The organism is Tenacibaculum lutimaris, from assembly GCF_003610735.1.
GTDB classification, from domain to species: domain Bacteria; phylum Bacteroidota; class Bacteroidia; order Flavobacteriales; family Flavobacteriaceae; genus Polaribacter; species Polaribacter lutimaris.
Genome location: NZ_RAQM01000010.1, coordinates 75,102 through 95,953 on the forward strand (window position 1 = coordinate 75,102; position 20,852 = coordinate 95,953).

The 20,852-nt window shown below is 32.5% G+C and carries 16 protein-coding genes; 9 read left to right on the forward strand and 7 right to left on the reverse strand.

What is annotated here, in order from left to right:
* Positions 1–35: 35 nt before the first annotated feature.
* From C8N26_RS10645 to C8N26_RS10665, 5 genes are all read right to left on the reverse strand, one after another.
* A complete protein-coding gene (locus tag C8N26_RS10645; RefSeq protein WP_120187279.1) occupies positions 36–2,186 on the reverse strand; it encodes an OmpA family protein in 2,151 nt (716 codons plus the stop codon).
* A gap of 14 nt (positions 2,187–2,200) precedes the next feature.
* Positions 2,201–3,124, reverse strand: a complete 924-nt coding sequence (locus tag C8N26_RS10650) for a PorP/SprF family type IX secretion system membrane protein (protein WP_120187393.1) — start codon at positions 3,122–3,124, stop codon at positions 2,201–2,203.
* A gap of 49 nt (positions 3,125–3,173) precedes the next feature.
* Positions 3,174–8,813, reverse strand: a complete 5,640-nt coding sequence (locus C8N26_RS10655) for a T9SS type B sorting domain-containing protein (RefSeq protein ID WP_120187280.1) — start codon at positions 8,811–8,813, stop codon at positions 3,174–3,176.
* A gap of 377 nt (positions 8,814–9,190) precedes the next feature.
* On the reverse strand, positions 9,191–10,324 hold the full coding sequence (locus C8N26_RS10660) for a cysteine desulfurase family protein (protein ID WP_120187281.1): 1,134 nt from the start codon (positions 10,322–10,324) through the stop codon (positions 9,191–9,193).
* Between the two features lie 30 nt (positions 10,325–10,354).
* The gene (locus C8N26_RS10665; RefSeq protein WP_120187282.1) at positions 10,355–10,900 is read right to left on the reverse strand and encodes a Smr/MutS family protein; all 546 of its coding nucleotides are present in this window, start codon (positions 10,898–10,900) and stop codon (positions 10,355–10,357) included.
* An 83-nt stretch (positions 10,901–10,983) separates the two neighbouring features.
* On the opposite strand from C8N26_RS10665, the gene C8N26_RS10670 reads away from it, so the two are divergent.
* Positions 10,984–11,631 (forward strand): low molecular weight phosphatase family protein, encoded by a 648-nt coding sequence (locus C8N26_RS10670; RefSeq protein ID WP_028892603.1) that lies wholly within the window; start codon positions 10,984–10,986, stop codon positions 11,629–11,631.
* Here the strand turns inward: C8N26_RS10670 and ppk2 (C8N26_RS10675) are convergent.
* Positions 11,620–12,399 (reverse strand): polyphosphate kinase 2, encoded by a 780-nt coding sequence (ppk2, locus tag C8N26_RS10675; RefSeq protein WP_028892604.1) that lies wholly within the window; start codon positions 12,397–12,399, stop codon positions 11,620–11,622. The genes C8N26_RS10670 and ppk2 (C8N26_RS10675) overlap by 12 nt on opposite strands.
* Positions 12,400–12,401: 2 nt before the next feature.
* Complete coding sequence (gene ppk2, locus C8N26_RS10680) at positions 12,402–13,196, reverse strand: polyphosphate kinase 2 (RefSeq protein WP_394342650.1); 795 nt, start codon at positions 13,194–13,196, stop codon at positions 12,402–12,404.
* Between the two features lie 131 nt (positions 13,197–13,327).
* Between ppk2 (C8N26_RS10680) and C8N26_RS10685 the strand changes: the two genes are divergently transcribed.
* The 8 genes from C8N26_RS10685 to C8N26_RS10720 all read left to right on the forward strand — a co-directional run bounded on the left by C8N26_RS10685 (position 13,328) and on the right by C8N26_RS10720 (position 20,839).
* Positions 13,328–14,272: a lipid A deacylase LpxR family protein gene (locus tag C8N26_RS10685; protein WP_028892606.1), complete on the forward strand. Its 945-nt coding sequence runs from the start codon at positions 13,328–13,330 to the stop codon at positions 14,270–14,272.
* An 86-nt stretch (positions 14,273–14,358) separates the two neighbouring features.
* Positions 14,359–15,477: a DNA polymerase III subunit beta gene (dnaN, locus tag C8N26_RS10690; protein WP_028892607.1), complete on the forward strand. Its 1,119-nt coding sequence runs from the start codon at positions 14,359–14,361 to the stop codon at positions 15,475–15,477.
* 132 nt (positions 15,478–15,609) lie between these two features.
* A complete protein-coding gene (locus tag C8N26_RS10695) occupies positions 15,610–16,374 on the forward strand; it encodes a ParA family protein (protein WP_028892608.1) in 765 nt (254 codons plus the stop codon).
* Positions 16,375–16,383: 9 nt separating this feature from the next.
* Positions 16,384–17,271, forward strand: a complete 888-nt coding sequence (locus C8N26_RS10700; protein ID WP_120187284.1) for a ParB/RepB/Spo0J family partition protein — start codon at positions 16,384–16,386, stop codon at positions 17,269–17,271.
* Complete coding sequence (locus C8N26_RS10705; RefSeq protein ID WP_028892610.1) at positions 17,272–17,850, forward strand: DUF5683 domain-containing protein; 579 nt, start codon at positions 17,272–17,274, stop codon at positions 17,848–17,850.
* A gap of 1 nt (position 17,851) precedes the next feature.
* Positions 17,852–18,553, forward strand: coding sequence for a 4-hydroxy-tetrahydrodipicolinate reductase (gene dapB / locus C8N26_RS10710; protein ID WP_120187285.1), 702 nt, complete (start codon positions 17,852–17,854; stop codon positions 18,551–18,553).
* Positions 18,554–18,632: 79 nt separating this feature from the next.
* On the forward strand, positions 18,633–20,219 hold the full coding sequence (gene lepB / locus C8N26_RS10715; RefSeq protein WP_028892612.1) for a signal peptidase I: 1,587 nt from the start codon (positions 18,633–18,635) through the stop codon (positions 20,217–20,219).
* Entirely contained in the window at positions 20,219–20,839 is a 621-nt protein-coding gene (locus C8N26_RS10720) for a WbqC family protein (protein ID WP_120187286.1), read from the forward strand. The genes lepB and C8N26_RS10720 overlap by 1 nt, the downstream gene beginning before the upstream one ends.
* Positions 20,840–20,852: the final 13 nt, after the last annotated feature.

Consider the following 20,852-nt stretch of genomic DNA (forward strand, 5'->3'; position numbering starts at 1 on the left):
TTTGTTTATTAATTTTAAGTTTTTAGAATAATGAATTATCTCTTATAATTCACATTAACCTCTTTTTTTGTAGCCTCACAATTTTCATCATCTTCTTTGAAACATTTTCTACTTTCTGGTCTTGAATTATTTGAATTTTTGAAGTTCCTTTTCAAATATTCTAAGAAATTACTTTTTCGTGTAGATATTCTTCTCCTAATTTTTCGTTCTTCAATTTTGTGTCTTCTTTGTATATTCTCTCCTCCTTTTACTATATAGAAATAAGAACGTCTGTTTAATTGATATTCTTCTTCAGAACATTTTCTTCCATCAACACAATCGTTTAAAGGTTTGTCTTCACCATAACCTATAGCACTTTCAATTCTATCTTTAGCTATTCCTCTAGACAAAATAAAATCTCTAGTTGATTTAGCTCTTTTATCAGATAACATTCTATTGTACTCTCTAGGTCCTCTACTATCAGTATGAGATTCAATTTTAATCACTAATTCAGGGTGATTCGACATAACAGTAACAATGTTTTCTAATTCATACTCGGCATCTTCCCTAATAATTGATTTGTCGTAATCAAAATAAATAGGGTTTATTACGATTTGGTCACCAATAATTAACGGAGTTAACTCTATATTCGTTTTAATTACCTCGTTTCGATTATTTAAAGTAGCTACCTTATTTTTTCCAGATCGATGATCTAATTTTGTTGCTGTAACTGTATAAGTACTATTACAAGGAACTTCTTTAAAAATATATTTACCATTAACATCTGAAATAACTTCTGCTACAACTTCTTTATTTTTATCAATTAATTTTACAACAGCTGCTTCAATAACTTCATTAGTGTTCTTTGCTTGAATAACGCCCTCTACAATTTGAGTACAAACAGGAGGATCTGTATAAATATAGAAACTATAAATATCATCATCACCTTTTCCTTTTTCTCTATTTGAAGAGAAAAAACCTCTTTTCCCATCTTCACTTATAAAAAATGAAAAATCATCTTTTTTACTATTAAAAGGGTATCCTAAATTTTCAGGTGAGGATAAAGTACCATCGTCATTTATTTTTGACTGAAAAACATCTAAAAGCCCTAAACCTAAATGTCCGTTTGATGAAAAATACAGTACATTATCGCTTCCCACATAAGGAAAAACTTCTTTTTCTGATGTATTAATTGAACTTCCTAAATTAACAGGTGTTCCGTATTCGTCTTTTCCTTTAATTTCAACTTTATAAATATCTGAATCTCCGTAACCACCAGGCATGTTAGATACAAAGTATAATGTTTTTTCATCTGGACTTAATGCAGGATGACCTGTAGAATATTCATCATTATTAAACGGTAATTCTTTAACATTTACCCAATATCCATTTATGTAATTAGCCTTGTATATTTTTAAGTTAGAAGTATTTTTTTTACTCTTTCTGGCTCTTTTACCATCTGAATTATTTCTGGTAAAATATATTGTTCTTCCATCTTTAGTAAATACTGGAGTAGACTCATGCAATTCAGAAGATATTGGAGCTTCTAATTTTTGACTGTTAGCTAATACTAATACTGTGTCTTGTTCTCTTCCTTCTAATGTTTGAATATCTTCTTCTGCTTTATAAATATTTAAGAAAGGCTGATTATTCCATTTATAAATATTTTCTCTTTTATCTCCACTTGGAACAGAAGATGAATAATATGATTTTCCATTTAATAAAAACCCTCCAAAATCTGAAAAAGGAGTATTAATAGCCAAGTTTCTTATTCCTATTCTCTTTTTTTGATTCGAATAATCTTGTAAATACCCTTCTCTATTCAATTCTTCATTTAAATTCCCTTTTTGATTTTCAGTAAGCTTTAAAAAAATAGAATCCGATTTTTTATACTTTCCGTTACTTCTTAACGTTTGAGCGTATTTAAATAAATGTTTTTCATCTAAATTATCTTTATAATTAGCTAATAACTTTTCATACCAAACTTCTGCTTCTTCTGTATCTGAATTATTGTAATAAGATTCTGCTAGCCTACTCAATACATGCTTAGAAGTGTCTCCTTTAATCAATACTAAATCCTTGTACAGTTTAGCTGATTGCACGTAAGAAAACTCTTCAAAATAACGATCAGCTACTTTTTTACTTTGTGCAAAACTGTTTACTGCCAACATCAATAAACATGATGCTAGTACTTTTTTAAAATTCATATTTTTCTCTTTTTTTAAAAGAATCTAGGGGATCTATATCTAATATCTTGGAATATCTCGTACTGTAACAATATTTCATGCGTTCCTGAATTTGTTACATTATAATTTGATGTTGTTAAATCGTATGAATATCCTATTAATAGCGATTCAGTTGCTTGGAAACCTAAAAGTGCACTTACAGAGTCATCCCATCTCCAAGATGCTCCTACTCTGAACTTTTCATTAAATAATAAATTTGCTGAAATATCTAATGATAAAGGTGCTCCTGAAACTCCTTTTAATAAAGCTGCTGGTTTAAATTTTAAATCTTCATTGATATCGAAAACATATCCTGCTATTAAAAAAAAGTGCATTCTTTCTACAGCTACCTCTCCTGGTGTTTCAGCATCATAATGTTCCATTCTTAAAATATTTGGAACAGACAACCCAACATACCATTGTGGTTGATGATAATAAATACCAGCACCAACAGTTGGTAAGAATTTATTATTTACTGGAGCAAATGAAGGATCATTTGGATCTATCTGTGTTCCTTTTGTCCAATCTATATTTAACAACCTTCCTCCTAAACGTAGACCAAAAGCTAAATTTCCTTCTTCTCCGGTTTGAATAGTGTACGAAACATTTCCATCTAAATATATTTCACTTGACGGTCCTATTTGATCATTCATTAAATTAACCCCTAAACCTAAACCAGAATATCCTAAAGGTGTATCATAAGATAAGTTTTGAGTATTAGGAGCTCCTTCAAAACCAACCCACTGCATTCTTCCTAAAGCTGTAATTACAGTGTGCCCTCTAGACCCTGCATAAGCAGGATTCACATTCATGGTATTGTACATGTATTGTGTGTACTGAGGATCTTGTTGCGCATGAATATCTGTAGTTATGCAGATACTCATTACACATACTAGTAGTAAACTTATATATAATTTCATTTGGTTAAAACTTTTATTCATCAGTTTGTTTTGTTGTAACATAATCATGTTATCTATTTATATAAATCCAACCTTTTTTAACTTTACTTCCGTTTCCAAGGTCTAAGATATAGAAGTATGTTCCTACAGGCAATTTATCATTAACATTTATATTAGCGCGTCCGTTTGAAATACCTTCGAATCTCTTGTCTTGATTATTATTCGAGTATCCTTCCATTTTAAATACAGTATTACCCCATCTGTTGAAAATTTCAATAGTGTTTCTTGGGAAATTTTCAATACAATCGATATGTAAATAATTGTTTGCAGGGTCACCGTTTGGACTCATCAAGTTATTCACTTTTACACAAGTATCATCGCTGTTTGCATCTCCAAATCCATCAAGGCCATCTACAGGGTTAGGTATCCCGTCTCCGTCAGAATCATCTCCGTCTACTACTCCGTTACCTCCATCAGTAGGATCTGTAGGATTAGAATTGTAATCTGGATTATTAGCATCACCAAAACCGTCTAAATCATCAACACTGTCTGCGATACCATCACCATCTGAATCATCAAAAGGATTGTCTACTTGACCATCTCCATCAGTATCTGAATTTCCACCTTCAACAACATCATTCACTCCATCATTATCACTATCTAAATCTCTATAATCAGGAATAGTATCTCCATCAGAATCTATAGTCCCTTCATCTCCTCCATTACCTTCTCCAAATTTAGTAATATCTCCATCTAAATCTGAACCTCCAGTATCTTCTGAATTTATAGCACCATCTCCGTTAGTATCAAATTCTTCATTCCCTCCTTCAATTACATCGTTAATACCATCATTATCACTATCTAAATCTCTGTAGTCAGGAATAGTGTCTCCGTCTGTATCTGGCTCTTCTTCTTCATCTACTGAAGCATCTGCTTGTCCATCTCCATTTGTATCTGAATATCCAGAGTCTTGAACATCGATATAACCATCTCCATTCGTGTCTAAATCTCCATTCCCTCCTTCTATCACATCATTAATACCATCGTTATCACTGTCTAAGTCTAATGAATCAGGAATTCCATCTCTATCTGTATCTACTAAACCATCTCCTTCTTCTACATCAGGAATCCCATCATTATCATCATCTACATCTATAACATCTGGTATACCATCTCTATCTGTATCTTGCAAGAAATACTTTTGTTCAGCGTTAGCTGAGCCTCTGTTTTCTTCTCCATCGGTAGAACTTACATTCGCTTCAACAGTCGTATCTATATCTAAGACTAATTCTACCCCAGGAACACTTATACTAAAGTTTCCACTAGAATCTACTAAACCAGTATAATTAATGCCATTTACTGTTAAAGTAACAATATCTTCTTCTTTAAAATCTCCTGTTACAGTTCCCGTTACTGTAATATTGCTTCCTGCTTCTACACTGTTAATAATATTATCATCCGTAATATCATCTATAGTTATCGTTAAAACCGGGGCAGTGGTATATTCAACTATTACCTTTCTTGTTACCTCTCTCGCTACATTACCTGCTGTATCGGTTGCATTATAGGTTACCGTATAAATGCCTGGTGTAGTAGCATCAACCATGTTTCCTCCAATAGTTACTATTAATCCGCCCTCACAATCGGTAACCATAGCTCCTTCTTCTGTATAAGTACTACCAACTTCTAACACCTGTGGGTTTGAACCCACTAAAGTAATCACTGGAATCATAGTATCTTCAACCGTTACTATTCTGCTTACTTCAGTCGCAGCATTTCCTGTACTGTCCGTTACATTATAAGTTACGATATAAACTCCTGGTGTAGTCGTATCAATAGTATCACCGCCGATAGTTACTGTTAATCCACTCTCACAATCGGTTACTGTAGCTCCTTCTTCTCTATAACTACCACAAGATTCTATTGTTTGACTTGCTAAGCCTACTAAATTGATTACTGGTGCGGTTACATCCTTGATTACTACTTTCTGTATCTGTGTACTCGTGTTTCCGTTACCATCATTATACGTCCACGTTACTTCTGTAGTTCCTTGAGTCGTGATTGGGAAACTTGTTGTCGTTGTTCCTGTTATCCCCCCTACACAGTTATCCGTCGCTGTTGGAGCAGTTAAACTCGTTACTTCACACTCTGCCGTTATATCTGATAACGTCGCTGTATCTGCTACTGGTGCGGTTACATCCTTGATTACTACTTTCTGTATCTGTGTACTCGTGTTTCCGTTACCATCATTATACGTCCACGTTACTTCTGTAGTTCCTTGAGTCGTGATTGGGAAACTTGTTGTCGTTGTTCCTGTTATCCCCCCTACACAGTTATCCGTCGCTGTTGGAGCAGTTAAACTCGTTACTTCACACTCTGCCGTTATATCTGATAACGTCGCTGTATCTGCTACTGGTGCGGTTTTATCGTTTACCGTTATAGTCTGGGTTACATTTATACTATTTCCTACCCCATCTGTTACACTATACGTTCTGGTGATTACCTCTGGATTTGAGTTCCCATCACTGACATCACTTACAAAAGCTACCGTAGGTACACCACAGTTATCTGCCTCATCGCTTACAACTGTTACATCTGGTAACGGTACACTACATTCTGTTGTAATAGCTACTGGATTGCTCGCTGTTGGTACAATCGTATCGTCTATTACTAAACTAACTGACTGTGATACTTGTTCGCAAGAGTTATTAGGGTGTGTAAATAACACTCTATATATCCCTGATTCAGAAACTTGTGCATTAACTATCTCTATTATTACATTTTCTGAAACACTATCTGTTAAACTTCCAGGAGCTTCTACATTAGTCCAAATACCTGAGATATCTTTTTGCAACTGATACATCCATTTTGTTGAGACTACTGCATTATCATTACCAGTAGCTGTAAATGTAAAACTTGCTGTTCCATTTGGGCAAATAGGAGTAGTAACAACTAAATCTGTACCTATTGTAAGTATTGCTGATGTAATAACTGCATCATTACTTCCTTGAGCTTGATTATCATTAGATCCATCTGCTGCTCCAGAAGTATTAACAAGATTAGGTACTCCATCATCATCAACTCCACCATTAGCAGCAATGTTGATACTACCATCAGGGTTAAGATGAGAAGTAAGAACATTTTCATCTCCTTCTATAGCATCAGGGCATCCATCATTGTCGCTATCTAAGTCTAAATAATCTGGTATACCATCATTATCTGAATCACAAGAAATCAAGGATATAAAAATTTCGTCCAACAACAATGTATTATATGCATCACTATTGTTGTTGTTGTATATCTCAAATGTTACAGTAGCTGTTGTTGAAGTAAATAAAAACTCAAATTGTTGCCATGATAACGACAAAGCTCCTGTGTTTATCATTTTCAAAACATTGCCTGAAGCATCTTTAATTTGCATTCTAACATCAGGATAAGCACTAGCAGGCTGCCCATTTTCCTCTTTTGCAGCAGCTGCAAATAAGCTATAAGAATATTCTTCATTAGGTAAAACTGTGATAGTTTCTTGATAAATTAATACTGGAGAAGCTCCATTAGGGTTATCTAATGCTAAATATTTACCTTCTGAATCTCCCGTTGCATCTGCTCCTGAATTTGACTGAAACCATGTCCTATTGCCTGCATCTGTATTTGTTCCAACCATAATATTATCAACACTATTAGAAGGTACATTAGGATGGTTTGATGATTGACTACCTGAGCCTGTGCCAAAACTTTCAGAAAAAACAAAACATGGTCTTTCATCTACATCTAAGATACCATCATTATCATCATCCAAATCTACATTATCTACATAACCATCTCCATCAGAATCTACTGCAGTTCCTATTATAGTAATTATTAAATTAGCTTCATCTGTAGCTGAACCATCAGACAAAGTGTATTGAAAAGTATCTGTTAGTGTATCTCCCTCTAACAAACCTAAAACAACAGGATTTGAATAATCTAAAGTATAAATATAACTTCCATCTGATTGCACTAAAACACTACCATAATCACCTGGGTAAGAAACTCCTACATTAGAAAAACTACCATCAACTTCTATTATCTCTATAGTAGCTGAATTATTTTGCCAATAGATATCAGATACACCTGCTATTTGAAAACTAGGATTAGATGTTGTTACGCTTGGACCATAATTATAACTAATCTTTAATTGATCTATTGGTTGATTAAAAAAAACGTTTAAATTACCTGTAGCATCTTCTGGAATTGCAATTCCTGTACCGTAAAATATATTAGTTCCAATATTTGTTACTCCACCTGTAGTTACAAAATTAAAATTTACTGGGGTCCCATTTAAACTACCTTCAATAGTTACTTGATCTTGCCAAGATATACCTTGTGAATAATCTAAATCTGTTATTAAAAAACCTAAATTAAATACTGCTTGATCAAAATCTATTATTACCTCATGATCTTTTAAATTTGCTGAGTTTCCATTTGCTGTTAACCTTAAAAAACCTGAATGCCCTCCATTTTCACCATAATCAACTTCGTGATTAGTAGACGAACCCAATCCGTCTGGGTCGTTCAAAGAAACAGAAACACCTACTCCATCAATTGTTAAACTTGTTCCTCCTACATTTTCATTGTCTGCATATCTATCTTCCCACACTAAAACAGACAACCCTCTATCAATAGAATCCTGACCTCCTCCTGTATCATCAGTAATTAAATTACCTGATGTAGTGTTTTCAGAAATAGTGGTTATAGAATCATGATTATCAATAGCGATAGGTAAATCATCCACACCATTTATGGTAATAGTTAATATACCATAGTCTGTATCATTATCTATATCTGTTATTGAATAAGAGACAATATCATCTATTGAAGCCCCTGATTTCAACCCTAAAACAGCAGGATTAGTTTCGTCTACATTATAAACATAACTACCATCAGATTGAATAATTATAGATCCATACAATGTATTATATGTATTACCTACCATAGAAGGATATACATCTACTTCTGAAACAGTTATATCTGCTCCTTCATCAGCAGTACCATCTTTTAATACATTACCAGATATTGTACCTCCATTATTCGCTGAAATACTATTAACATCATCATACGCTATTATTGCTATCGCTCGAGGAGTAACTGTAAACGTTACATTATCAATCTCTATATAATCTTGAGGATCACTCTTCCAATGTGTCTTCCAACTATTCCCTCTTCTAAACCTAATCTCTGTATTCGCTGTGATTTCAGAAGGTAACAAAATATATGGAATAAGAGAACCATTTCCATCATCACCCTTAATTTCTCCTACCTGCTTCCAACTACCTCCATTGGCTCTTATTTCTACAACTAAAGACTCGTTTTTTTCTAGTTCATTATTTGTATAATCAAAAGTAAACGTAACTTCAGAAGTACTTGGGTAAGCCGATAAATCGACATTTCTTCTTATGCTTTGATTACTACTTAGTCCTCTAAAATTAAGCCTATTACTAGACACGTAAATATTTCCAGAATTTTCAGGTTCATCCCAAAACCAATCGTAAGGGTCATTAGCTTCTACCCAAGAAGAAGAAAAATTTTGCGATCCATTATTATTTGAATAACTAACTGTATTAAACCTATCAATATAGGTTTCTTGTGCTAAAGAACTTAAACACAAAAAAAAGGTTACTAAAAATAAAACCCTTTTAGATTTGAGAGGTAAGGTGTAATTTTCTTTCATTTCTCGTTTTTTATAACAAACAACTATATATTTTAAAACCTAAGCTATTTGCTTAGGCTATAATTTCAATACAATAAACATGGTGGGATACAAAAAACCCCACACAAAAAAACTTAAGTTGCTCTATTACAACTTTTTTCTCGTGGGGGGCTTCTATTTTTCGAATGCGCAAAAGTAAACTTTTTTTGCTATTTCTTATAGATTAGACGTAATTTTAACAATCCAAGTCACTTTATAAGAAAAAAAAATATTTAAAACCAAAAACATCAATAAAAATTATCGATAAATTTCATCTAAAAAGAACCTATTTTAAGTTTTCCATAGTTCTCAAACACCTTACTCATCTACAAAAAACTTTAAAAAAATTAAAACCATAATTATAGCTTTAACACTTTTTTTAATTGATTTACAACATAATCAATCTCAGTAATTGTATTTAACTTACTAAAGGAAAATCGTACTGAAGCTTTTTTAGCTTCTTCTTCTCTTAAAAAAGCATTTAACACATGAGATCCTTTATTACTACCACTTTGACAAGCACTTCCTCCAGACACTGCAATTCCAGATAAATCCAAATTAAACAGTAACATTTTATCTTCTAAAGGAAATCTTACATTAATAATAGTATAACTTGTTTTATCAACTAGCTCTCCATTTATTTCAACATTCGGAACAAGTTCTGTTATTTTTTTTACGAAATAATCTTTTAGTCCTTTAATATATATGGTGTCTTCTGCAAGATTTTTAAAAGCTATGCTTAACGCTTCTCCCATACCTATTATAGCATGAACATTTTCAGTACTAGACCTCGCTCCTTTTTCTTGTTCTCCTCCAAAAAACATTGGCTGAATTGGTATTCCTTTTTTAATATAAGCAAACCCAACTCCTTTAGGACCATGAAATTTATGTGCACTCGCCGCTATAAAATCTATTGGAGTTTGTTGTAAATCTATCGGATAATGACCAATAGCCTGAACCGTGTCTGAATGAAAATAAGCATTGTATTTTTTACACATACTTACTACCTCTTCAATTGGTAAAATATTACCAACTTCATTGTTCACATACATTAAACTCACTAAGGTTTTTTCGTTTGACTTTTCTAAAGCTTCCCCCAAACTACTAAATACAACAGCCCCGTTTTCATTTACCCTAACATAATCTACATTTATTTTATGTTTTTTTTCTAAAAACTGAACTGTATTTAAAACAGCATGGTGCTCTACCTTAGATGTTATAATTCGTTTTACCCCTAAATGTAAAACCGCATTTTGCAAAATTAAATTGTCTGCTTCTGTTCCTCCAGCAGTAAAAATAATTTCACTTGCAGAAACATTTAAATGCTTCGCTATATTTTTTCGAACCGTTTCAATAGCTGCTTTTGCTTTTCTTCCATACTGATGAGTTGAAGATGGGTTTCCAAAATTAACAAGCATTGATTCTTGCATTACCTTAACTACCTCTGGCAACATAGGTGTTGTGGCTGCATTATCTAAGTATACTGAATTCATAACACAAAAGTAAAGTTTTAGATAGTACGATTAGTAATTTTGATAAACATATACTTCAGTTGCACCTTGACCATATTTTTGATAAGAAGCATCGTAATATTTTACCGGATAATTATTTAATAAATAAAGTAATTCTGTTTTTAACACTCCATCACCTACTCCATGGATCAATACTAATTTTGATATTTTTTTTGATATACAGTACTCTAATTTTTGTTTTGCTGTATCCAATTGCAGAGATAAAATATCAAAATTATCCATCCCTCTTGTTGATTTCACTAATTTTTCAGCATGTAAATCAACTTCCATTACAACCTCATTTCTATCTTTTACAAAAGACGATTTTTTTGCTTTTTTTGACGGCTGAATTTTAGCTTTCAGCATCGGATTATTGATATCTGAAAATTTACTTAACTCATTCTGATCTACTTCAATCTTTACCAATTCTTTTTTAAAAAAACGGTACTCCATCCCCTCAGAATCTTTAACAAAAACTTCTTCTTTATTAATTTTTGTTACGAATCCTCTAATATCAGCGTCAATCACCGCTACTTTATTGCCGATTTCTAAACACATTCTTAACCTTTATTTAATTAGCTAAAAGGGTATTAGCTCGTATTTTTGCAAATAATTACACACTGCAAAAGAACTGCAAATAAATGATAAACACTAAAAATATCAACACAAAAGTTTTCTTTGAAGAAGCACGAAAAGAAATGATAATTACTGACGATAGAAAAAATTTATTACTTTCTATCTCTGACGCTATCTTCGATGAATATCTTGAAAGAGATAAAATAAATTTAAACTTTATTTGCACTCACAACTCACGAAGAAGTCAATTAGCTCAAGTGTGGAGTTTCTTTGCTGTCGAGTATTTTAATTTAAGAAACATTTTTACTTATTCGGGAGGTACTGAAACCACATCTTTTCATAGAAACACTGTAAAATGTTTACAAAAAACTGGGTTTATTTTTAATGTTGTTGATTTTTCTCACCAAAACCCTAGATATTTAATTTCTTTTGAAGACACTAAAAAATCTATTTTAGGCTTTTCTAAAGTTTTTGATCATCCTCAAAACAGCTATCCTTTTGTTGCCATAACAACATGTGACAGTGCCGATAAAGACTGCCCTTTTATTCCTGATGCGATAGAGCGTTTTCACTTACCTTATTCAGACCCTAAAACTTCAGACAATACCGATTTAACCGAAGAAACTTACCTACAAACGAGTAAGCAAATTGCAGGAGAATTGTATTTTATTTTTGAAGAATTTAAAAATCGACTACCTGAATCATACCTCTAGATTTTTATCATAAGGAATACTTTTTAAAATGTGATTAATCACATTAATACGGGCTGCTGTTTTTCTGTTTGCACGAATAACTTTCCAAGGAGAAATCTCGGTATTTGTTTTAGAAAACATTGCTTTTTTATACTCTGTATAATCATCCCATAACTCTTGTGCTCTTTCATCAACAGGAGTCATTTTCCATTGTTTAAGCGGATCGTTCTTAATATCATTAAATCGCTTAGCTTGCTCTTTTTTAGTTATTGACATATAAATTTTGACCAAGCGAATACCTGATTCTAAAATCATTCTTTCAAAATCATTGACTTGATTCATAAATACCTGATACTCTTCTTGAGTACAAAATCCATTCACAGGCTCTACTACTGCTCTATTGTACCAACTACGATCGAAAAAGAGTATTTCTCCTGCCTTTGGAAACTGCTCTACATAACGTTGAAAATACCATTGTGTTTTCTGATCTTCATTTGGTTTAGGCAATGCTACAATTCGCATATGACGCGGATTGATTCGCTCAGTAATTCTACGAATCGCCCCTCCTTTTCCTGCTGCATCACGCCCCTCAAAAATTACTATAATTCGTTCGTTTTCTCTAATCGCCCAAGCTTGTAAACGAATCAACTCTACTTGTAATTTTTTCAACTTTCGCTCATAATCTACATAACGAATTGACTTCTCTATATTAAAAGGCTTTGATAATAAAGCTTTTAACCCTCTTGTACTATTTAATTTATTTACGTCTCTTTGAGTTAATTTTCTCATTCTTAATCTAACTGTTTTACTGAACGATAGTAACGCATTACTACATTTGGATCTGGTGTAAGAATAGTTTGCGCTTCATCCTTTCCATCATAATTAAACTGTGTTAATACATGGCGCATACACTCTACTCTTGCCTCTTTTTTGTTATTTGTCTTTACTACAATCCATGGACTATATGTTGTATGGGTTCTACTAAACATTTCATCTTTGTAAAAAGTATAATCGTCCCATAATTCTTGTCCTCTTTTATCTACTGGACTAAACTTCCAACGTTTTAACGGATTATCATTTCTTGAATTAAATCGACGTAACTGCTCTTCTTTTGAAATAGATAACCAAAACTTAATTATCACTACTCCGTCTTCATATAACATGTGTTCAAACTCTGGAACTTGTACCAAAAAGTTCTTATACTGATCATCAGTACAAAACCCCATTACAGGCTCTACAACAGCTCTGTTATACCAACTCCTATCAAAAAAAACAATCTCCCCTGGGTTTGGTAATTCTTTTATATATCGTTGAAAATACCATTGTCCTTTTTCAACATCAGTTGGTTTATTTAAGGCTACTAAACGTGTAGAACGAGGGTTTAGGTGCTCCATAAATCTACGGATACTCCCTCCTTTTCCTGCCGCGTCTCTTCCTTCAAAAATTACAGCTACTCTTTTATTCTTTTTAGCAATCCATTGTTGAAGTTTCACCAACTCTATTTGAAGCTTTTTTAATTCTTCTTCATAGTCTAACTTCATTTGAACTTTTGCTATAGAAATTCCTTTCTTTCTAATTTTAGCCATTAGTTCTTCATTAGAAGAAACACTTTCAAAGTCTTCAATAGTTAATACAGATTCTTTACTCATAAAACCACTAATTATTCTTCTTAATAATTTAACCTAGGTTGTGCTAAAATAATACGATATTTACAGCTATGAAAAAAAACATAACACTTTTATTCATCTTATTTTCACTCACTATCTTCTCGCAACGAAAATACGCTAAAGAGTTCAGCTTCCTAAATGACAACGACTTATACACTTCTACTTACTATGATAGATACTATACAAACGGTGTGTTTTTAACTTATCGTTATCTTAGTGAAAAACAATTTAAAAATATTGAAAAAAAAAGCTACGAAATTCAACTAGGACACCATATGTACACACCTCATAAAGCGATTGTAGAAACCGTGGAAGAACATGATCGACCATTTGCTGGATATCTCTACGGAAGTTTTGGCATCAATTATTTCTTCAAAAAAGAATCAATCTTAAAAACATCTGTACAGATTGGTAGCATTGGATCTTCTGCTTTTAGTGAAGAACTGCAAGATTTTATCCATGATATTTATGGATTTAAAAAAGCTAGCGGTTGGAAATATCAAATAAAAGATGCTTTTGCCTTCAATTTAAAAACTGAATATATTAGAAAACTTGCCAAAGACAACATTTTTGATCTTAACTGGAGAAATACAGCAAGAATTGGTACAGTTTATACCGATTTATCAACTGGTTTATATAGCCGTATTGGTTTTAAACCTTTAGAAAGCATTATAAACTCTATTGCTTTTAACGGAAATTTAAACAACCAAAACACCCAGTTTAACAACAATTCGGAAGTTTTTTTATATATTAATCCCATGATTCGTTATGCAGCGTATGACGCAACCATAGAAGGAAGTTTTTTAACTGACGGAAGCCCCGTTACTTTTGACATTCAACCTTTTGTATTCACTACTGAGCTTGGAATACGTTTTACTAGTAACCGTTTTAATTTTGGTTATGCTATGAATTATCACACAAGAAAACTGAAAAGTGCTCGAGTTCCAAAAGGTAATATTTACGGAACCATTCAATTAAATTATCAGTTTAACTAAGGTTAAAATCTGGTTAAAAAAAATAATTTTTATAATCATCAAATTAAAATATATTTGTAAGTCTAATAATATAGAAAAACTATTCAATGAAATTTATCGTATCTAGCTCACAGTTATTAAAACAGCTACAAGTTTTAGGAGGAGTTATAAACAGCAATAACACATTACCAATTTTAGATAATTTTTTATTTGAACTATCTGAAAACGAATTAAAAATATCTGCATCTGACCTTGAAACGACAATGTCTTCAGTAATTGATGTTGAAAGTACAGATACTGGAGCCATTGCTATTAACGCTCGTTTATTGTTAGATACTTTAAAAACATTTCCTGAGCAACCGCTTACTTTTAAAGTAGAAAGCGATAGTACTATTGAAATTATTTCTGAGCAGGGTAAGTATGATATGGCTTATTTTAGTGGAGATGAATTCCCTAAAGCTGTAGAATTACCTTCTCCAAGTAGTACTGAAATTCCATCACATATTTTAGCAACTGCTATTTCTAAAACAATTTTTGCAGCAGGAAACGATGACTTACGCCCTGTAATGAGCGGTGTGTTTTTCCAGTTCAACTCTAAGGAATTAACATTTGTAGCTACAGATGCTCATAAATTAGTAAAATATACACGTACAGACATTACCGCTGAAAAATCAGCAGAATTCATTATGCCTAAAAAACCTTTAAACTTATTAAAAGGGATTTTAGGCGGTTCTGAAAATAACGTAACTATTGAATATAACGACACCAATGCTAAGTTCACTTTTGACAATGTGGTATTAATTTGTCGTTTAATTGACGGAAAATACCCTAACTACGAAGCTGTAATTCCTAAAGAAAACCCTAATAAATTAACAGTAGATAGAGCTTCTTTCTTAAACTCTGTTCGTCGTGTTTCTATTTTCTCTAGTAAAACAACACATCAAATTCGTTTAAAAATGGCTGGTACTGAGTTAAATATTTCTGCAGAAGATTTAGACTACTCTAACAAAGCTGATGAACGATTACATTGTGATTACCAAGGAGATGACATGCAAATTGGGTTTAACTCTCGTTTTTTAAGCGAAATGTTAAACAACCTAAACTCTAACGATGTTTTAATTGAAATGAGTTTACCAAATAGAGCAGGAATTTTGACTCCAATTGATGGTACTGAAGAAGGTGAACAAGTTACTATGTTAGTTATGCCAGTAATGTTAAATGGGTAAAAAAAACCAACTTATAACATTATAAAAGCCACAGTATCAATACCTGTGGCTTTTTTGTTTTTTATAACATCTTTCACTTTCAAAAACGATAAATAATTGTAAATTTACCTCTTTCAAACTTTATAAATAATAATGGGTAGAATTATTGCAATTGCAAATCAAAAAGGTGGAGTAGGTAAAACTACTACATCTGTAAACTTAGCTGCGGCTTTAGGTGTTTTAGAAAAAAAAGTATTATTAATTGATGCTGATCCCCAAGCAAATGCTACTTCTGGTTTAGGTATAGATGTTGAAAGTGTAGAAGTTGGAACGTATCAGGTTTTAGAGCATACAATTCTAGCAAAAGACACGATTGTAAAAACAGAATCTCCTAACGTCGATTTAATTCCTGCTCATATTGATTTAGTAGCTATTGAAATTGAATTAGTTGATAAACAAGAGCGTGAATACATGCTAAAAAAAGCCTTGGAAGATATTAAAAATGATTACGATTATATTTTAATAGATTGTGCTCCTTCTTTAGGTTTAATTACCTTAAACTCACTTGTAGCAGCAGATTCTGTTGTAATCCCTATTCAATGTGAATACTTTGCTTTAGAAGGTTTAGGAAAGTTATTAAACACCATAAAAAGTGTCCAAAAAATACATAACCCTGATTTAGAAATTGAAGGTTTGTTATTAACTATGTTCGATTCTCGTTTACGTTTATCTAACCAAGTAGTTGATGAAGTTCGTAAACACTTCAGTTCTATGGTTTTTGAAACAATAGTACACCGAAATACCCGTTTAAGTGAAGCGCCTAGTTACGGGGAAAGTATAATTTCATACGATGCAACCTCTAAAGGTGCCGTAAATTACTTAAATTTGGCGAACGAAATTTTAACTAAAAACGCATAATAAAGATACATGGCAAAAGCAACGAAAAAACAAGCTTTAGGTAGAGGTTTATCCGCTTTATTAAAAGAAACTGCAGAAGTAAATTCAGCATCAGATAAAAACGCAGATAAACTAGTTGGAAATATTATTGAAATTGACATCAACTCGATTGAAGTAAACCCATACCAACCTAGAACTTATTTTGATGAAGAAGCTTTGCGTGAATTAGCGAGTTCTATTAAAGAGTTAGGCGTAATTCAACCTATTACTGTTCGTAAATTATCGAGCGATAAATTTCAATTAGTTTCCGGAGAGCGTCGTTTTAGAGCCTCTAAACTTATTGGAAACACAACAGTTCCTGCATACATTCGTTTAGCCAACGATCAGGAAATGTTAGAAATGGCGTTGGTAGAAAATATTCAACGTAAAAACTTAGATCCTATTGAAGTGGCTCTTTCATACCAACGTTTAATTGATGAAATTCAATTAACACAAGAAGAATTGAGTACACGTGTAGGTAAAAAACGTTCAACAGTTACCAACTATTTACGTTTATTAAAATTAGATCCGATTATTCAAACAGGAATGCGTGACGGATTTATCTCAATGGGACATGGTCGTGCATTAATTAATGTTGATAGTACTACCGACCAATTAAACATTTACGAAAAAATTGTTCGTGATAAACTATCTGTTCGTCAAACTGAAGAATTGGTTAAAAACTTAAAAGCAGGTACTGTTGCTAAAGCCGCTAAAAAGAAAGTTTTACCTAATTATATTTCTGATAGTGTAAAAGATATTAGCGATTATTTCGGGCATAAAATTGACGTAACTGTTAACAATCGTGGTAAAGGAAAAATTTCTATTCCTTTTCACTCAGAAGAAGACTTTAACCGTATTAAAAACTTATTAAAGTAATTGAACATACGTGTAATCATATTCGCTTTTTTTAGTCTTTTTTTGTTTCAAAACACCTTTGCTCAAAAAGATTCTATTGCTGTAAGAGCAAAGCAACTTCAGTTATCAAGCGACAAATACAATCCACTTTCTCCATCTAAAGCAGCATTTTATTCTGCTATTTTTCCCGGAGGTGGACAGATATACAATAAAAAATATTGGAAAGCTCCAATAGTTTGGGCTGCTATGGGTACAAGTATGTATTTTTACTTGGACAATAGCGATCAGTACGATCGATACAGAACAGCCTTTAAACTTAGAAATCAAGGATTATCAGATGAGTTTAATGGTAAAGATGGAAATCCATTTATTTCAACAGCTGGTTTAGAAAGCGCTCAAAAAACCTTGCGTAAAAACAGAGACTTATCATTACTAACTGGGGTACTTTTATATGTTTTACAAATTGTAGAAGCTAGTGTAAACGCGCATTTATTACAATTTGATACTGATGACAGTTTATCTATAAACCCTGTAATTACACCAGACCCTTTATTTATTGAAGCACCAAAAGTTGGTTTAACACTAAAATATTCTTTTTAAAATGAAAATAGCCTTACTTGGTTATGGTAGAATGGGTAAAGAAATCGAAAAGATTGCTTTACAGAGAGGACACGAGATCGTTATTAAATCTACTGGAGAAAACACTTATGATATTAACGAAGCTGATGTAGCTATTGATTTTAGCGTGCCTGCTTCTGCTTATAACAACATTAGTAATTGTATTAACAATAACGTCCCAGTAGTTTCAGGAACTACAGGTTGGTTAGACAGGTATAATGAAATTATTGATTTATGCAATGAAAAAAATGGTGGTTTTATATATGCTTCAAACTTTAGTTTAGGTGTGAATGTTTTTTTTGAGTTAAACAAACAACTAGCTAAAATGATGAGTACACTTGAACAATACAATATTGCTATTGAAGAAATTCATCACACACAAAAATTAGACGCTCCAAGTGGTACTGCAATTACTTTAGCTGAAGGAATTATTGAAAACACCAATAAAAAAGCTTGGGAATTAGACGGAAAAACTTCCGAAGACAATATTCCTATTACAGCTCTTAGAACTCCAGATGTACCGGGTACTCACACAGTAACCTATAATTCTGAAGTAGACACTATTGATATAAAACACACAGCACATAACCGACAAGGTTTTGCTTTAGGAGCAGTTATAGCTGCAGAATGGCTACTTAACAAAACAGGTGTTTACACCATGAGAGATGTGTTAAACTTAGGTTAATACCGTAACAACAAGCAGCTAAAAAGCACTAATAAGCTTAGAATTACATTCCTTAAAAGGAAAACAAAATATACAGATTATGACATTTACTGAATGGTTTTTATTTTTCATATTCATACAAGTTGTTCATTTTTTAGGTACTTGGAAACTATACACAAAAGCTGGTAAAAAAGCTTGGGAAGCGGCTGTACCTGTATACAACGCCATAGTACTAATGCAAATTATTAATCGCCCAAAATGGTGGGTGATTTTGCTATTCGTTCCTATTGTAAACCTACTTATGTTTCCTATAATATGGATTGAAACTTGCAGAAGCTTTGGTTTTAACAAAAAACCAGACACTATTCTAGCTGTTCTTACTTTAGGGTTATACATCTATTATATCAACTATTTTACAGACGCAAAATACATTGAAAACCGAAGTTTAAAGCCAAGATCTCCTTTAGGAGAATGGGTAAGTTCTATTGCTTTTGCTATTATCGCTGCAACTTTAGTACACACTTATATTATGCAGCCTTATACCATTCCTACTTCGTCTTTAGAAAAAACATTACTAGTAGGTGATTATTTATTTGTTAGTAAATTTCATTACGGTGCTCGTGTTCCTATGACTACTGTTGCTGCACCAATGGCACACGATACTATTCCTTTTTTAGGAACAAAATCATTCTTATCAGACGATAAAAACAAAGACGGTTTATTAAATAAACTATCATTACCATACATGCGTTTACCTGGTTTTCAAAAAATTAAGCGTAATGATATTGTTGTTTTCAGCTGGCCTTCAGACTCTCTTGCTACGATGTGGGGTGACAATTCTGGTAATTTTACTTATAAACCTATTGATAAGCGTACAAACTATGTAAAACGTGCTGTAGGAGTTCCTGGTGATAGCTTAGAAGTACGTGATGGATATGTTTTTATTAATGGAGAGAAAACTGTATTGCCTGATAGAGCTAAACCACAATGGTACTTTTTTGTTGATACTGAAGGGAAAGAATTACCTCAAAACATTATAGAAAAATACAACAAAAACAGAGAAGGTAAAATGACTACCGATGGTAAGTATGCATTAAACCTTACCGATGAAGAAGCTGCTTCAATCGCCAAAAACCCTCTTGTTAAAAAAGTTGAAAAATTTTTAGCACCTAAAGGATTTTATGATGAATCTGTTTTTCCTCATAATCCAAGATATGCTTGGTCTAATGATAATTTTGGTCCTATCTATATTCCTAAAAAGGGAGTTACTGTCGAGTTAAACGCTAAGACCATTCCTTTTTACGAGCAAATTATCCGAAGATACGAAAACAATAACCTTACTTTTATAGGTGACGATATATACATTAACGGAAAAAAAGTTGAAAACTATACTTTTAAACAAGATTATTACTGGATGATGGGTGACAACCGTCAGCGTTCTTTAGATGCAAGAAACTGGGGTTATGTACCTTTTGATCATGTAGTAGGTAAACCTGTAATGATTTGGTTAAGTTGGGATGCTAACGCTCCTAATTTTGTTGCTAAGCTAAACTCTATTCGTTGGGATAGAATGTTTACAACCGTTGGAGGTAGTGGAAAACCCGTATCATATTTATGGTTAGTGCTACTATTAATTGGAGGTTACACCGTGTATAGTTTTAGAAAAAGTAAAAAGAAGAAAGCATAATGTCACTTTTTATTCCTACTTACTTCGCTCCTATCTCTCAATATTCAGCGATATACCAATCAGAAGCAATTACTTTTGAAATAGAAGACAATTTTCAAAAACAAACCTACCGTAATCGTTGTTACATATATGGAGCTAATGGTAAATTAGCTTTAAATATTCCTGTAAAACAAAAAACTACAGAAGGAAGAAAAAAAACAAAAGACACCTTGGTAGAAAATGATTTTCCATGGCAACAACAGCATTACAAATCGTTACAATCTGCGTACCGTTCTTCTCCTTTTTTTGAGTTTTTTGAAGAGGATTTATTAAAAATTTTCAATAAAAAATATACTTTTTTACAAGACTTAAACATCGACACTCACCTATTTGTAACTGATGCTTTACAAATGGAACAAGATTTTGCTAAAACAACGAGTTATGAATTGGCTCCAAATAGCACAGACTATAGAGATTTAGCGATTGCTAAAAAAGGTATTGAAATAGAAATGGATTCCTACATTCAAATGTTTGATAACAAATATGGGTTTATCCCTAACTTATCTATTTTGGATTTACTATTTATGGAGGGACCTAATACGATTAGCTTTTTAGAAAAAATTGATGTAGATTTGAGATAATCTCAACATTTAC